The 17,134-nt window shown below is 46.9% G+C and carries 11 protein-coding genes; 5 read left to right on the forward strand and 6 right to left on the reverse strand.

Going from position 1 to position 17,134, the window contains the following annotated elements:
- The first annotated feature begins 15 nt into the window (after positions 1 to 15).
- Both ACE1OE_RS16415 and ACE1OE_RS16420 read left to right on the forward strand, forming a co-directional pair.
- Entirely contained in the window at positions 16 to 744 is a 729-nt protein-coding gene (locus ACE1OE_RS16415; RefSeq protein WP_449211663.1) for a redoxin family protein, read from the forward strand.
- Between the two features lie 110 nt (positions 745 to 854).
- A complete protein-coding gene (locus ACE1OE_RS16420; protein WP_449211664.1) occupies positions 855 to 2,309 on the forward strand; it encodes a dihydrolipoyl dehydrogenase in 1,455 nt (484 codons plus the stop codon).
- Positions 2,310 to 2,713: 404 nt separating this feature from the next.
- Here ACE1OE_RS16420 and argH read toward each other — a convergent pair whose 3' ends face one another.
- From argH to argC, 4 genes are all read right to left on the reverse strand, one after another.
- On the reverse strand, positions 2,714 to 4,588 hold the full coding sequence (gene argH / locus ACE1OE_RS16425) for an argininosuccinate lyase (RefSeq protein ID WP_102469708.1): 1,875 nt from the start codon (positions 4,586 to 4,588) through the stop codon (positions 2,714 to 2,716).
- A gap of 240 nt (positions 4,589 to 4,828) precedes the next feature.
- Positions 4,829 to 6,049, reverse strand: coding sequence for an argininosuccinate synthase (locus ACE1OE_RS16430; RefSeq protein ID WP_372059756.1), 1,221 nt, complete (start codon positions 6,047 to 6,049; stop codon positions 4,829 to 4,831).
- A 123-nt stretch (positions 6,050 to 6,172) separates the two neighbouring features.
- Positions 6,173 to 6,985, reverse strand: coding sequence for an acetylglutamate kinase (gene argB, locus ACE1OE_RS16435; RefSeq protein WP_372059755.1), 813 nt, complete (start codon positions 6,983 to 6,985; stop codon positions 6,173 to 6,175).
- Positions 6,986 to 6,999: 14 nt separating this feature from the next.
- On the reverse strand, positions 7,000 to 8,004 hold the full coding sequence (gene argC, locus ACE1OE_RS16440) for an N-acetyl-gamma-glutamyl-phosphate reductase (protein ID WP_449211665.1): 1,005 nt from the start codon (positions 8,002 to 8,004) through the stop codon (positions 7,000 to 7,002).
- Between the two features lie 155 nt (positions 8,005 to 8,159).
- Here argC and argE point away from each other — a divergent pair, with 155 nt between their 5' ends.
- The 3 genes from argE (at position 8,160) to ACE1OE_RS16455 (ending at position 13,161) form a co-directional block, all read left to right on the forward strand.
- Positions 8,160 to 9,299, forward strand: a complete 1,140-nt coding sequence (argE, locus tag ACE1OE_RS16445) for an acetylornithine deacetylase (RefSeq protein ID WP_449211666.1) — start codon at positions 8,160 to 8,162, stop codon at positions 9,297 to 9,299.
- A 303-nt stretch (positions 9,300 to 9,602) separates the two neighbouring features.
- The gene (ppc, locus tag ACE1OE_RS16450; protein ID WP_449211667.1) at positions 9,603 to 12,236 is read left to right on the forward strand and encodes a phosphoenolpyruvate carboxylase; all 2,634 of its coding nucleotides are present in this window, start codon (positions 9,603 to 9,605) and stop codon (positions 12,234 to 12,236) included.
- 385 nt (positions 12,237 to 12,621) lie between these two features.
- Entirely contained in the window at positions 12,622 to 13,161 is a 540-nt protein-coding gene (locus tag ACE1OE_RS16455) for a PadR family transcriptional regulator (RefSeq protein ID WP_102469757.1), read from the forward strand.
- 208 nt (positions 13,162 to 13,369) lie between these two features.
- Here the strand turns inward: ACE1OE_RS16455 and metF are convergent, their stop codons facing one another.
- Together metF and ACE1OE_RS16465 are read right to left on the reverse strand one after the other, a co-directional pair.
- The gene (metF, locus tag ACE1OE_RS16460) at positions 13,370 to 14,254 is read right to left on the reverse strand and encodes a methylenetetrahydrofolate reductase (RefSeq protein ID WP_102469703.1); all 885 of its coding nucleotides are present in this window, start codon (positions 14,252 to 14,254) and stop codon (positions 13,370 to 13,372) included.
- Positions 14,255 to 14,703: 449 nt separating this feature from the next.
- A complete protein-coding gene (locus ACE1OE_RS16465) occupies positions 14,704 to 17,130 on the reverse strand; it encodes a bifunctional aspartate kinase/homoserine dehydrogenase II (protein ID WP_449211668.1) in 2,427 nt (808 codons plus the stop codon).
- Positions 17,131 to 17,134: the final 4 nt, after the last annotated feature.

Raw genomic sequence — 17,134 nt, forward strand, 5'->3', positions numbered from 1 at the left:
TTAAAAGGACATCATATGTTTACATCAAAAGAAGGCCAGTCTGTTCCACAAGTCACCTTTCCTACTCGCCAAGGCGACGCTTGGGTTAACGTTACAACAGATGAGCTATTCAAAGATAAAACGGTCATCGTATTCAGCCTACCTGGTGCCTTCACTCCAACGTGTTCATCAAGCCACCTACCTCGCTACAACGAGCTATTCTCTGTCTTTAAAGACCACGGTGTTGATGAAGTTGTCTGTGTTTCAGTGAACGACACGTTTGTTATGAATGCATGGAAAGCGGATCAAGAAGCAGAAAACATTACATTCATCCCTGATGGCAATGGCGACTTTACCGACGGTATGGGCATGTTGGTAGACAAAAATGACATCGGCTTTGGCAAACGCTCATGGCGCTACAGCATGCTAGTGAAAAATGGCGTCGTAGAAAAAATGTTCATTGAACCAAATGAACCAGGCGACCCGTTCAAAGTTTCTGATGCTGATACCATGCTCAAGCATGTTGCACCAGACTACAAGACACAAAAGTCCATTACCGTTTTCACTAAGCCGAGCTGTCCTTTCTGTGCCAAAGCGAAACAAAACCTGATTGATCACGGTCTTCAGTATGAGGAAGTCGTATTAGGAAAAGACGCGACAACGGTCAGCCTACGCGCTATCAGCGGTCGCACAACGGTGCCACAAGTCTTCATCGGTGGTAAGCACATTGGCGGTAGCGAAGAGTTAGAAGCATACCTGGGCTAACCACTTCGTGACCTTCTCGTCCAAGTCACCTTGTACTTGGGCGAGAAACACGAGCGCACATTTCCTCTTCTTCTTTCCAATCCCTCAATTTCGCTTAAAGAGATACCGCTATGAAACAATTGAATGTAAATGTCGCCATTATTGGTGGTGGCACCGCCGGTCTGGGTGCCTATCGCGCCGCCAAAGCTCATACCGATAATGTGGTTATGGTAGAGGGTGGTCCTTACGGAACCACATGTGCTCGTGTGGGATGCATGCCTTCAAAGTTGCTCATAGCGGCAGCAGAAAGCGTACACCAAATTGAAAAAGCGCCAGGTTTTGGGATTTACCCGCAGGGTGAAACCATCATCAATGGTAAGGAAGTCATGGCTCGCATCAAAAGCGAACGCGATCGCTTTGTGGGTTTTGTTCTAGAAGGTGTCGAAGAGATCCCCGCAGAGGATAAGATCTCTGGCTATGCAACATTCCTTGATAACAATACGCTGCTGGTTGATGGACACACCACGATCACCGCAGAACGTATCGTTATCGCCACTGGATCACGTCCAGCCTACCCTGGCGTATGGAACGAGCTTGGTGACCGATTGATCGTCAACGACAACGTCTTTGATTGGGATGACTTGCCTGAATCCATCGCCGTCTTTGGCCCTGGCGTAATCGGTCTTGAATTAGGACAGGCCTTGCACCGTCTTGGGGTTAAAACCAAGGTCTTTGGACTGGGTGGGCAAGTAGGACCATTAACTGACCCTGACGTCATGAATTACGCCAACAATACCTTCCAAGAAGAGTTCTACCTTGACGCCGATGTCAAAGTAGAGAGCATGAAGCGTATCGAAGGCGATAAAGTCGAGATTCAATTCATCAACCTTGAGGGGAAACCTGAAACGTTTATTGTGGACTATGTGTTAGCGGCAACGGGACGTCGACCAAACGTTGACAAACTATCGCTTGAAAACACCACGGTTGAGCTTGATGAGCGTGGTGTCCCTACCGCCGATCACTACACGTTACAAACGTCGGCCAATAATATATTTATTGCCGGTGATGCCAGCAATCAACTTCCATTATTGCATGAAGCCGCCGATCAAGGCCGTATCGCAGGCGATAATGCTGGGCGATTTCCTGATATCCGAGCGGGTCTGCGAAGAAGTACCATTTCCGCAGTATTCTCCGATCCACAGATCGCTATGGTTGGTGAGTCGTTCAAGCAACTTGAGCAACGCCTTGGGGGTTGTGGTTGTTTTGCCACGGGCGAGGTGTCATTTGAAGGCCAAGGGCGATCTAGAGTCATGCTGCGCAATAAAGGTATTCTGCACGTCTATGGCGAACAAGGTACTGGTCGATTCTTGGGTGCAGAGATGATAGGTCCAAATGCGGAGCACTTAGCGCACCTACTCGCATGGGCACACCAGAATCAAATGACCATATCGAATATGCTCGACATGCCCTTTTATCACCCAGTGATCGAAGAGGGAGTTCGAACCGCGCTTCGAGACCTGAATGCCAAGCTTCATCTTGGTCCAGAAACCATCAAGCACTGCTTGGATTGTGGCCCTGGTTGTTAAAAAGTCGCGATCGATACTTCGTCTTTAGCATAGAGACCAGTCATCTAGAAGCAAGTCATACGCAGACAAGCCAATAAACGCTAAACCATAATAGGTTTGGCGTTTTTTTGTCGCTACGCTAAATCTTTTGTCTTTGGGCAAACAAATGTAGGTCAGGAAAGTAGAGCGAGAAGAGATAAAAGGCAGCGCATACGAAGAGGAATGGGTATACATGACAATGAGGTTACTTACCGCTAAAAAGAAAAAAGCCCCAGTGTCAAATCTGACCTGGGGCCTTCTTAGATTCTTCTAAGAAAAAGCAGTGGTACTTTAATAGACCGGGCTTTTTCTCATTGGTTCCCAAAAAAATGATCTTTTCTTGAATTATTTTCGATCATCAAATTATAACAATAAAATTCAATAGGTTAGGCAACATTCATTTTGGCAATAATTTGCTCTACAAGGTTAACTTCTAGTGCCACCTCATCACAAGCATGCTGTCTTGGGCACTGATCACAGTCTTTCAGTACTTTTTCTGGTAGCAAGGTCTTCGACGTTGGAATGAAGTCATGTCTCATAAAGAACTCAGGAGTACGAGTGAGCACAAAGACTTTCTTAATCGCCATTTTACGAGCCTTTTCGACCAAGTGCTGCACAATTGCCGTGCCTTGACCTTGTCCTTGCCAACCAGCTTCTACCCCAAGAGAACGAATCTCAGCAAGCCCCGAATCATAAACATACAACGATGCACATCCCGTCACCTCGCCGTGATGTTCCGCGACGGCAAAGGAGCCAATGTCTCGAACTAATTCGTTGCGATTTCTAGGTAAGTTCTCACCTTGGTTCGCCCAGTACGCAACCATACTTTCTAGTGCATCAATATCGGTTAGTCTTGCAGAACGCACCTTCACAGCGGAATTATCGCGAGAGCTCAAACGCTTCTCTGCTTGGTCAACCGCATAAGCGACTTGCTGTGGAGACACGCCACCCAATGCACTACGTTTTTCTAAACAACTGTCGATAGTAAGAATATCGTAGACATCGTTTTCAATGCTATCCGAGAATACTTTTAGTTCGGCAAGTGACAATTCTTCCAATGCACAGCCTTTATCAATCGCGCCAACCACGGCAACGCCAACAATATGGTGCGCCTCACGGAATGGAATGCCTTTCGCGACCAAATAATCCGCCAGCTCAGTTGCATTGGCATAGCCTTGTTTCGCGGCTTCTAGGGTACGCTCACCGTTAACCTTGATACCATCAAAGCACAATGCCGCCATTTCCATGCAGTCGTTCCAAGTATCAAGAGCGTCGAACAAGCCTTCTTTATCTTCTTGCATATCTTTGTTGTAAGCCAGCGGCAAGGCTTTAACTGTCATCATCATGCCAGCTAACGACCCATACACACGGCCGGTTTTACCACGGATCAGCTCAAGCGCATCCGGATTTTTTTTCTGTGGCATCAATGATGAGCCAGACGTAACGGTATCCGCTAACTCGATGAAATTGGATTCACCTGAGTTATAAAAAATCATATCTTCAGCAAGGCGAGAAAGGTGCAGCATTGAGATAGAAGCAATCGACATCAGCTCCATCACATGATCACGGTCAGAAACAGAATCCAAACTGTTACGGGTTGCACGACGAAATCCAAGGTTATGAGCCAGCTCTTCACGATCCATCGGGTAAGCGGTGCCCGCTAAAGCGCCTGAGCCTAATGGACAGGTATCAAGACGCTTTATCGCATCCTCAATCCGTGAATAGTCACGCTCAAACATTTCAACATACGCCATACACCAATGCGCAAACGTAACAGGTTGCGCACGCTGAAGGTGAGTATAACCTGGTAATACCGTTGCCTGATGCACTCTCGCCACACTGACCATTTGAGCTTGCAGTCTATCGAGCCCAATAAGCAGTTGTTGGCCCTGTTGACGGCACCAGAGTTTTAAATCCGTGGCGACTTGGTCGTTACGAGAACGCCCCGTGTGCAGCTTTTTGCCTAAATCCCCGACTTTGCCAATCAACTGCTGTTCAACCCAACTATGAATATCTTCAGCATCTGAACGTAGAATTTGCTCAGGATCTTCCATCACCTCAAGCTTCAGCTCGTTTAACGCCAGCTCCAGCTTTTGCTGCTCTTCTATCGTTAACACATCGACTGAAACCAGTGCCTTAGACCAAGCAATAGAACCAACAATGTCTTGCTCAGCCAATCGGTAATCAAAGCGTAATGAGTCATTAAAATCTTTGAATCTCGTGTCTGCTGCTTGGGTAAATCTTCCGCCCCATAATGCCATTGTTACTCTCCTAACTGCTCGGTATTCATTGCTTGCCCAACGATGGAATTTAATCAAAGTCAGTTTGTTTTTTTGATAGGTTAAACTTACGGCAAATCAAAAAGAAAATAAAGTAAAAATTCACTTATTTCACATAATTATTCATAAATATCTACCGTGTTATTTTTTAGTCTCTCTAAAACAAGAAACCCACTTGCACAGCAAGTGGGTTAACCTTAATTCAAATAGCAACCAATGGCATTATTTGTTTTTCTTCGCCTCGTTCAACGCTCTGATACGACTTGAAAGTGAATACAAACGGATGAAGCCTTCCGCATGGCTTTGGTCGTAGACCTCATCTTCACCAAAGGTAGCGAACTCTTCTGAGTACAAGCTATTGTCAGAACGCTTTTGCGTCACGGTAGCTTGGCCTTTGTAAAGCTTAATCACAACCTCACCATTGACGTCTTGCGCCAACTCTTCGCTTGCTGCAAGGATAGATTTGCACAGCGGGGTAAACCAACGACCGTCATAAACCAGGTGAGAAGCTTTCACGCCAAGCTCTTCACGGAACTCAAATGCCGTTTTATCCAACACCAATTGCTCAACTGCACGCAGCGCTTCCATCATGATGGTGCCACCTGGAGTTTCATAACAACCACGAGACTTCATGCCCACTAAACGGTTCTCAACGATGTCGATACGACCCACACCATGTTTAGCGCCCTTTTCATTCAGGTAAACCAGTGCGTTATACGGGGTCATCGTCTCGCCATCAACCGCAACCACTTCACCTTTCACCACTTGTACTGTCACAGATTCAGATTCATTAGGTGCTTGCTCTGGATCCACAGTCCAATCCCAGCAATCATCGTTAGGCGCATTCCATGTATCTTCTAACACGCCACCTTCTGTTGAGATGTGCCATGCATTTGCATCACGTGAGTAGATTTTCGTTAGCGATGCCGTACAAGGAATATTACGTTCCGCGAGGTAATCGAGACATTCTTCACGGCTCACTAAGTCCCATTCGCGCCAAGGGGCAATAACGTGTAAATCGGGTGCTAGCGCGGCAAATGCCCCTTCAAAACGTACTTGGTCGTTCCCCTTACCGGTACAACCGTGGCACAAAGCATCTGCCCCTACTTTACGTGCGACTTCAACCTGTGCTTTAGCAATGATTGGACGAGCCATTGACGTACCAAGTAGGTATTTACCCTCATAGTATGCACCCGTTTTAAGGGTTGGATAAATGTACTCTGACACCATTTCTTCTTTTAGGTCAGCGATGTAACACTCCGACGCGCCCGATGCTTTTGCTTTTTCTTCAATGCCAATGAGCTCTTGCTCACCTTGACCGACATCAGCCACAAATGCGACAACCTCACAATCGTAGTTTTCTTTTAGCCACGGAATGATAACGGAAGTATCAAGACCGCCAGAATAGGCTACAACAACTTTCTTTACTGCTTTCTTGCTCATGGTTTCTCTCCTAATGTCCGAGCCTGAATTGGCGGTCAGCGTCTCGGGTTTTAAATTTGGTTTTGTCTATTCATTTCACTGTGCCGCCTATCGCCACACAGTCTAGATTTGGTTATCGTCGGCTTAGTTTGGTACAAACTGAGTCCCGATGCTTTTGCCAGCAAACAGGTCAATTAATTTTTCAGGATAACGCCACGTTGCCACTTCAATCGGGCGGCCTAGCTCACTGGCAGCCTGCAGCGCAGCTTGAACCTTAACAATCATGCCATCGGTAATCACATGCCCCTTGATTAATGCATCCGCTTGCTCTTGAGTCAGCGTCGGTAGCAAGTGACCCTTGCCGTCCAGTACACCACTCACATCCGACAGCAGAACTAATTCAGCGTCCAAAGCACCAGCAACGGCAACCGCGGCTTGATCGGCATTAACATTCATCAGTTGGCCATTATTATCAAGACCGATTGAACTAATGATTGGCAGCGCGCCTGTTTTTAAAATGGCTTGTAACACGGCTGGATTTCCAGGTTGTGCATTACCAACAGCGCCAAGTTCAGGGTTCAACTCCGTCACCTCACACAATCCGCCGTCAGCAAGGCTCAAGCCCACAGCGTTCAACCCCGCTTTGATCGCATCACCTTGCAGGAGTTTATTCGCCGTGCCAGCTAAGGCACCGGCAATCAGTGGAATCTGATCATAAGGCGTGACACGTAAACCCTGCTTCTTTTCTGTTGGAAGGTTCAGCTTCTGCATCAGGTCATCCACAAGATAACCGCCACCGTGCACAATAACGATCTCACGCTCGGCTTGTTTCTGATAATTCGAAATCGCAACAAATAGTTGATTCAATGTCTGTGTGCACGATAACGCTGCGCCACCCAGCTTGATGACTAAAGGCATAGAAGATAACGATGTCGATTCTTGTTGTGTCAAACTCATAGTGCTCTCCTGCCCTATACCAGCGAAGTCAGCTGGGGAAATTGATTCTTAATATTCAAGCACTGCATCGCTTGGCTTGATGCGCCTTTCAATAAATTATCTATCGCGGAGACGACAATAATATGTTGCCCTTGTACCTTCCAACCGATATCACAAAACGGGGTGTACTCTACGTCTTGAATTCTTGGAATACTGTCCGCTTTGATGCGTACGCAAGGCTGGTCAGAATACGCGCCTTCAAAGGCCTGCTGTACCTGTTCAACACTCACTCCATCTGCCAGCTTCATGGTAATCGTGGCAAGAATACCGCGTTTGAAATTGCCAAGATGCGGATTAAAAATCACTTCACAACCTAGATGCGTGGTCATTTCTGGCTGATGCCTGTGAGTAAACAACCCATAAGGCTGCAAGCTCACCTCACAAAAGCTATTGCTTGTCGTTGCTTTACGACCCGCGCCCGTCACACCACTTGTTGCATTGATCACCGGCCAAACTTGCGTATCAATTAGGTTTGCTTCAACAAGCGGCTTAATGGCCAACTGTGAGGCTGTTGGATAACAACCCGCAACCGCAACGAGCTGCGCGGCTTGGATGTCGGCAGCGTTCCATTCCGCCAACCCATAAGCGGCTTTATCTAGCCATTGGGCGTGCTGATGTTCGAAGCCATAAAATGTTGTATAAAAATCATCGCCTTTTACCCGATACGCTCCAGATAAATCAAAGACCTGGCAGCCTTGATCTAAAAATACAGGGGCTAAATCATGGCTCACTTCATGGGCCGTCGCGAGAAAAACCACATCGCTCTCACTGGCCACTTTTTCAACATCAATCAAGGGTTGAACGCTGTCATCAACAATACCAGCCAGCTTACCGTGCAGTTGTGAAATCGGTTTACCCGCATCCACACTATTGGCGGACACGTATAAACCTGATAGCGTAAGCTCCGGGTGTTTGGTGACCATCAGAGCAAGTTCAGCTCCTGTATAACCGGTCGCGCCAATAATGGTGGTTTTCAACATCTATCTACATCCATTTTCGTCAGACTTAAACATATCAACTAATGACTATAAATCTAAAAAAATACGCATTAACTGATTTTTTATTCATTAATTATGATTTAATATGTGTTTTACCGTCTTAGAGTTAATCTGTCAACAGTAGAAGTGAAGATAATATGCAATTGCCAACATTCTTAGAGGTCTACAAAGGCCTAATCAGTACCCCTTCTATCAGTTCTACCGACCCAAGCTGGGACCATGGCAACGAAAAAGTCATCGAAAAACTGGCAACCTGGATGAAAGACCTTGGCTTTAGTGTCGAGGTCGAGGAAGTGGAGCCCAATAAATTCAACATGATTGCTAAGAAAGGCCAAGGCGAAGGTGGGCTTCTTCTTGCAGGTCACAGTGATACCGTTCCTTTTGATGAGGGACGCTGGAGTTTCAATCCTCACGATCTCACGGAAAAAGACAATCGCTTTTATGGGTTAGGCACGGCTGATATGAAAGGGTTCTTTGCCTTCATTTATGAAGCCGTCAAGAAAATAGACTGGAGTAAGCAAACCAAGCCCCTCTACGTCCTCGCAACCTGTGACGAAGAAACGACGATGCTCGGGGCAAGACACTTCACGGAAACCGCCCCCTTTAAGCCAGATTACTGCATCATCGGCGAACCGACTAACCTCGTGCCGATTCGCGGCCACAAAGGACACGTAGCAAACGCTATTCGCGTGACAGGGAAGTCCGGTCACTCGTCCGATCCAGCGCTTGGCGTCAATGCTATCGAGATCATGCATGAGGTCATGTTCGCGATGATGAAACTGCGTGACAAGCTCGTCAAAGAATACCACCACCCTGGTTTTGCTATCCCTAGCCCGACGTTAAACTTGGGCCACATTCACGGTGGTGACAGTGCCAACCGAATCTGTGGGTGCTGCGAGCTGCACTACGATGTTCGCCCACTGCCGGGAATCAGCCTTGATGGCTTGGATAATATGCTTAGAAATGCGTTGAAAGAAGTGGAAGAAAAATGGCCAGGACGCTTAACCATCACAGCATTGCATGAGCCAATTCCTGGTTATGAGTGCGATCACCAGCACCCATTTGTGGCTGGAATGGAAAGCCTGTGTGAGACCCCATCGGATACGGTAAATTACTGTACTGAAGCACCGTTCTTACAAGAGTTATGCCCCACATTGGTGCTAGGTCCGGGCTCAATCGACCAGGCCCATCAGCCGGATGAGTTTCTCAGCTTAGACTTTGTTGATCCCACCATTAACGTGCTGGCTAAGGCGATCAATCAGTATTGCTTTGATTAATCAGCAATATGTAATAAATTTTCAATATTATTGATTAAAAACGTGTTGCTGTACAATTATTCAGCAACATGTCTAAAGAATGAAACATCATTGAAATCAACAAAAATACACCCCTTATCGATATGAGCATTGTCAGTAAAAAAACACGGTGCGTTAGTAAGTTAACGACCAGTGTGCGTTTTTTATTCCAATACGATTATTGCAAACATGGATTACTTTATTTGACTACGACTAGCATTTTTCGCTAGATTGTTAACCTGAAACGGAATAATGGATGTAGTTAAATTACAAGGCAGGATGACTATGAACGAAAAATACGCCCCACTAAAAAGCAATGTTAGGATGCTTGGGCACTTGTTGGGAAACACCATCAAGGAAGCACACGGGGAAGCGATTTTAGAAAAAGTGGAGAAAATTCGCCAGCTTTCTAAATCCGTTGTACGTGCAGGCAATGAAGCCGATCGTGATATTCTAATCGAAGAGATTACCAGCCTGCCTAACGAGCAGCTCACCCCAGTCGCTCGTGCATTTAACCAATTCCTAAACCTCACCAATATCGCTGACCAATATCACACCATTTCAAGAGGTTGTGAAGCAGATGTCTGTGAACCAGACCCAATTGATTCACTCTTCTCTAAGCTTAGCCACGAGAACATCAGCAAGCTGGATACGGCGCAAGCGGTGCGCGATCTCAATATTGAACTTGTCCTCACTGCGCACCCAACGGAAATCACTCGTCGTACGATGATCAACAAGCTCGTGAAGATAAACGAATGTCTTTCCAAGCTTGAATTAAGCGAGTTGTCTGAAAAAGAACGGAAGAAAACAGAACGACGTTTAGAGCAATTGATCGCTCAAAGCTGGCATTCTGACGTTATTCGTCAGCAACGTCCGACCCCATTAGATGAAGCTAAGTGGGGATTTGCCGTTGTTGAAAACTCGTTGTGGGAAGCCATTCCAGAGTTCCTACGTGAAATGGATGACCGCCTGAAAAACTACCTAGGCGAAGGGCTCCCTATCGATGCTCGTCCGGTTCATATCTCTTCATGGATGGGCGGCGACCGAGACGGCAACCCGTTTGTCACGCACAAGATTACACGTGAGGTCATGCTACTTTCTCGCTGGAAAGCGGCTGAGCTTTACCTGCAAGACTTCCAAGAGCTCATCACTGAACTTTCAATGGTGAAATGTAACGACCATGTCAGAGAGTTGGCTGGCGAGCAGCATGAACCGTACCGTGCGATTTTGAAACCGGTACGCAAACTATTGGTGAATACGCTTGAGGTATTGGAAGCGCAAATCAACCACCACGATGTGCCAAACAAGCCGATTCTAGAAGACAGCGCTCAGTTATGGGAGCCGCTATTGGCGTGTTACCAGTCACTACGCGAAAGCGGCATGGCCATCATCGCTGACGGTTCACTGCTGGATACCATTCGCCGCGTGAAAGCCTTCGGTGTGCACCTTGTCCGCCTAGATATTCGTCAAGAAAGTACTCGCCATTCTGATGTAATTTCAGAACTGACGCGTCACTTAGGTCTGGGTGACTACGATCAATGGAGCGAGCAAGACAAGGTTTCTTTCCTTATCAATGAGCTGAGCTCTAAGCGCCCGTTGCTTCCTCGTGACTGGGAGCCTTCAGAGCCCGTCCAAGAAGTGTTAGACACATGCCGAATCATCGCTTCTCAATCTCGTGATGCGTTTGGTGCCTATGTCATTTCAATGGCACGTACTGCCTCTGACGTCCTAGCCGTTCACCTCATTTTGCAAGAGTGTGGCTGTAAGTTCCGCATGGACGTTTGTCCACTGTTCGAAACATTGGAAGATTTAAACAACTCTGAAGCCGTTATGAAGCAGTTGTTTGAGATCGACTGGTACCGTGGCTATATTCAAAATCATCAAATGGTCATGATTGGCTACTCTGATTCAGCGAAAGATGCCGGTGTCATGGCCGCAGGCTGGGCACAATACAGTGCTATGGAATCCTTGGTTGAAGTCAGTGAGAATGCTGGCATCGAGATTACCCTATTCCATGGTCGTGGCGGTTCTATTGGTCGTGGTGGTGCGCCTGCACACGCTGCGCTTCTATCACAGCCACCAAAAAGCTTAAAACGTGGTCTTCGTGTTACCGAGCAAGGCGAGATGATTCGTTTTAAACTCGGCTTACCTGAGATTGCAATCAACAGCTTCAATCTATACGCCAGTGCCATCCTTGAAGCCAACTTGTTGCCGCCACCGAAGCCAAAACAAGATTGGCGTGACCTTATGGAAGTGCTGTCACAAGTCTCTTGCGACGCTTACCGTCGTGTCGTGCGTGATGAGCCTGACTTTGTTCCTTATTTCCGCCAAGCCACACCGGAACTCGAACTCGGCAAATTGCCGCTCGGCTCTCGCCCGGCAAAACGTAACCCAAATGGCGGCGTAGAAAGCCTGCGAGCGATTCCATGGATTTTCTCTTGGAGTCAGAACCGTCTTGTGTTGCCAGCTTGGTTAGGCGCTGGTGAAGCCATTCAGTATTCGATTGATAAAGGCCATCAAGCCCTACTGGAAGAAATGTGTCGTGAATGGCCATTTTTCTCAACACGCCTTGGCATGCTTGAGATGGTTTACACCAAGTGTAATATCGAGATTTCTCGCTACTACGACCAACGCCTAGCGGATCCGACACTATTACCACTGGGTGATAAGCTGCGCGATCAATTGCAACAAGACATCAAAGCCGTCTTGAACGTAGAAAACAATGATCACCTGATGCAAAGTGACCCGTGGGGACAAGAGTCCATCCGTCTTCGTAACACCTATGTTGAGCCACTCAATATGTTACAAGCTGAGCTTTTGTATCGCACTCGTCAGAGTGAAGAGACGGAAAGTGAGCTAGAAGAAGCGCTTATGGTAACGATTGCTGGCATCGCAGCTGGCATGCGAAACACTGGATAAGCAGAATATAATTCTAAAACAAAGACAAAAGGTCGCACTTTGCGGCCTTTTATTTTACTTCAGATCCTTACTGAGTGTTTTGTTAGTCCTTTTCAACTGATATCACTCTCTATTCCACTTCATGCTTATACAATTAGATATAATCATTTCTCGTTGATCGATAAAAATAATAAACCAATATCGGCAACGACAGGTTGTGTGTTCATACAACCCTCTAGGTGACAAAGGCTTATATAAGGTTACTGCGTAAACCACGCAGGCCATGCTTCTTACACAAGACCCATTCTTTTGCTCTCAAAAGAGCGCTAGACGCGGCTATGTCACATCTTCGATGACAGTACTAAGCACCATAATTATTATTAAGTTATTGATTTGGATTTTTATCATGTCACTACCACACGTTATCCTTACTGTTTTAAGCACTCGCGATGCGACTGGCTACGATATCACTAAGGAATTTTCCGCAAGCATCGGATATTTTTGGAAAGCGAGCCACCAACAGGTTTATCGCGAATTAAATAAAATGGCAGACAAGGACCTTGTCACCTGTAAATTAGAGCCTCAAGACGGTAAGCCTGACCGCAAGGTTTACTCAATCACTGAATCAGGCCGCAGCACTTTGGCTGACTGGTTTGAGCAACCTACCGTTCACCCTACTGTGCGCGATGAGTTCTCAGCAAAGCTTGCCGCATGTGCGGTTCAACCATCAGCGGCATTCCGTATTCAACTTGAAGAGCTGATTGAAGATTCGAAAAAATTGGTCGCACATTATCGTGAGATTGAAGCGGCGTATTACGCGACACCAAGCACTCTAGACACGCCCGCTCGCTTAGAACGCCTAACATTGCGTCGCAACCTGCTTTCTCGCCAAGCTTGGCTTGACTGGGCAGAAGAGACCCTTGCCGAGCTTGAAGCGATCGCATAATCATTCATTAAGCGATAACAGCAACCTAACGATTCACGACACATCGATAGCGTTGACGATTTATCGCTACATGGCACCAATTAAAAAAGCGCTGAAGTATCACTTCAGCGCTTTTTTTATATCTGGAGAAGGCTTTCTAGGTTCACTAGTGGCCTATCACTTATGTGTGTTAATGGGTTAACCTAAATCCACAATATCTAAGTAAGGTCTAAGGTCTTACACCCAACGTATGACACAATGCATAGGTCATTTCTGAGCGGTTCAATGTGTAGAAGTGGAAATCTTTCACGCCTTCACGGCTCAAGGTTCGGACCATATCAATGGCCTGGCTCGCCCCAACAAGCTGGCGAGTGGTAGGGTCATCATCTAGACCTTCAAACTGCTTTTGCATCCAGCCTGGTACCTTCACCTTATTCATTCCAGCAAAACGAGAAGCTTGCTTGAAGTTAGACACTGGCAAGATGCCCGGTACGATTTCAGCATCGATACCCGCCGCCACACAACGGTCACGAAAACGCAGGTAGCTTTCTACATCAAAAAAGAATTGCGTAATCGCACGGTTAGCACCGGCATCAATCTTGCGCTTGAGGTTTATCAAATCAGACTGCGCGCTTTTTGCTTCCGGGTGTACCTCAGGAAAAGCCGCCACTGAGATATCAAAGTCATGGCGTGATTTAAGCAACTCAACCAAGTCAGACGCATACATATCGGGTTGACCACCACCTTCAGGGATATCACCACGTAGGGCCACAATGCTTTGGATACCGTTTGACCAGTAATCTTCAGCAATATCAATCAACTCATTACGAGATGCATCGATACACGTTAGGTGTGGCGCCGCAACTAAACCCGTCTCATTTTTAATGTCTTTAATAATAGAGTGGGTACGGTCACGCTCGCCTGAGTTAGCACCATAGGTCACTGATACAAATTTAGGCTTAAGCGTTTTTAAACGATGTACTGACTTCCAAAGTGTCTCTTCCATCGTTGGGGTGCTTGGCGGAAAGAATTCAAAAGAAACATTAATATTGTCCGAAAGTTCAGCAATATTTTGGTTTAAGGCATCGATATGCCCTGCATGCGTGTATCCCATAACTCTCTCCCTAAATGCCAAAGTTGGTTATCCCAGCCAACCTTAGACGAAAACCTGTCTGTCATTAAAAACAATGAAATGAATAAAAATTCTTTTTTTGACGTTTAGACGTCTATATGTCCATAGAATGAAATGAATAGCATTTAAAGTCAATAGCACAATAATGAATTTTTCTCATGATCAGAATTAATGAAATTGAAGAAGAAAAATAACGGGAGTAAGACGACGAATGAAGTGACGCTCAATGGCCTGAATTCGCAGCGACACACGCTGTGAGTGCATGGCGCTAAACTCACCCAGCATAGCTTAGGGAGACAGTATTCTGTTGAGACATTCAGATTATATTAATGAGCTCTAGGCCCAGAATAAGTAGATAAATAATAAACGGGTAACGGGTAACGGGTAAAACAATGATGACCTGTGAATGAATACACAGGTCATCATGTTGCTTAGAAGAAGCTTGATATCAGATTCAGATCCGACTGGATAGCACCTGCAGTCACCTCACGTCCAGCTCCTGGGCCTCGAATAACCAACGGATTATCTTTGTACCATTTACTTTCTATCGCAAAGATATTGTCGCATGGCAGTAAGTTCGCTAGCGCATGCTCTTTAGACAGCGCCTCTATACCCACACGCGCCTTACCAAAGCGATCAAGGCGAGCGACATAGCGCAATACCTTTTCTTCGCGCTGTGCCTTGTCAAGGCGCTCCTGAAGCAACTCACTCAACAACCCTGACTGCTCAAAAAAGCCATCCAATGTGAGGGCTTTAAGCTCTTCCGGTACCAACGATTCAACGACAACACTATCGGGTTCAATCTCAAGACCAGACTCACGCGCCAAGATAACCAGTTTGCGCATCACATCTGAGCCATCAAGATCAGAGCGAGGATCAGGTTCCGTTAGCCCCTGCTGCCATGCAAGGTCAACAAGCTCAGCAAACGGCACACTGCCATCAAACTGTTGAAATAGCCACGACAGCGTACCAGAGAAAATACCCGATAGCGCCATGATGTCATCGCCGCTTTCACGCAAATCTCGAACGGTATGGTTTATCGGTAACCCTGCGCCAACCGTCGCATTATAAAGCCAGTGACGGCTCGTTTTTGCAAAGGCTTCTTGTACGCGATGATAATCGGCGCTAGGGGCAGAACCGGCGACTTTATTTGCGGATATTAAGTGCACACCATGCTCAGCAATAGCGACATATTTCTGCGCTAACTCAGCGCTTGCCGTCACATCCAACACAACCGCTTCATCAAAGCCGTGCAACGCCGCAATTTGTTTTAGCCAGCGGTCACCTTCATGAGGTACCGCCTCGTCTTTATAAGATTCTAGGACCGTTTTTTCGTCGAGTCCGTTTTCGTCAAACCAATAATCTTGGCTGCCGATCACCGCGACCAAATCAAAACTCATGCCTCTGCGTTTTTCAAGCTCGCTTTTCTGTTGCTTAAACAGTTCAAGCCAACTCGAACCAATATTGCCTTTGCCACATAGTGCAACCGCCACGCGTTTTTGCGCCTGAAAAAGCTGAGTATGTACAGACTTAACAAGCGGCATGACATCCGATTTACGCAAGACCGCCGCTAGGCTCAAGCCAGAATCGGCTTCACAGAAAAATTCAACCGGTGCGTGTTTTAACTGCTGATAGAAACCAAAGCAATGATTCGCATTTTTCGTGACACCAGCGCCAACCGCGGCCAACATGGAGAAGCCTTCTTTTAGCTTAATCTCCGCCTCTATCGCAAGGTCTTGCAATTCATTGAGGGTGCCAGCGGCGATCTCAGGGGTATACGCCAAGCGTAATCGAGATTGGTCGGCTTGCGCTTCATAGGCCAGTGGCTCTAACTGCGCACGCTGTAAGCTATGAAGCACCTCTGCTTTTGCTCGCTCAAAATCATGCCCATTGCCAAAAGACAGCTCAATCAATAGTACCTCTTCTAGCGAGGTAATGATCTTTGCCCCGCGTCCAGAGGCTAATACGCGTTCAATACGCGTTGAGCCTGATTCTGGAGAGTAACTGCAGCGTAAATTTAACTCCATGGTACTCTGTGCAACAGGCTGTAACGTGCGGCTATGTAACACGGGCGCTGCGAGGCGAGCCAGTTCGCTGGCTTCATCCAAACGTAAAAGGGGCAATAAGCACGCATCAGAAACCACACGAGGATCCGCGCTGTAAACGCCTGCCACATCACTCCAGATGGTGACGTTTGCCACCTCAGCTAATGCACCGATGACGGTCGCTGAGTAATCCGAACCATTGCGACCAAGCAACACGGTATCACCGGTACTGTTCTGCGCCATGAAACCCGTAATCACCACACGGTGGTGCGCATGTTGCGCCAAGGCACTTTTAATCAAGGCGTAAGACTGGGCACGCTCAACCTCGGGTTGAGCACCAAACTCAGCACGCAAAAAGGCTCTTGCATCTTGGGCAACCGCAGGCAACTCACTTTGTCTTAGTAATGCTGCCAACAAGCGAGATGACCAAACCTCACCATGTCCCAAGATTGCGGCTTTCTGCGCCTCAGAAAGGGGCGCTATTTGCTCACCAAGCGTACTAAATTCGTCGCTCAACTGTGAACGAAGGGCTTCCGCTTCTTCGCCATCGAGCAATTCATCAATCAACTCAAATTGAAACTGTCGTAACGCTTGCAGGTGCTCATGAGCAACACGGCCATCCTTGTTTAACGCATCCAGAAACGCAATCAGTCGGTTGGTTGTCTTGCCTGCCGCTGATACCACAATCAGGTCTTCTGCGTGAGAGTAGTCTTTTAGAATCGATACCACACGACGGTAGCACCCAGGGTCAGCCAGGCTACTGCCACCAAATTTATGCAATTGCTTCGTCACTGGTACGTTAGTATTACTCATTGCC

Source organism: Vibrio sp. E150_011 (assembly GCF_053544015.1).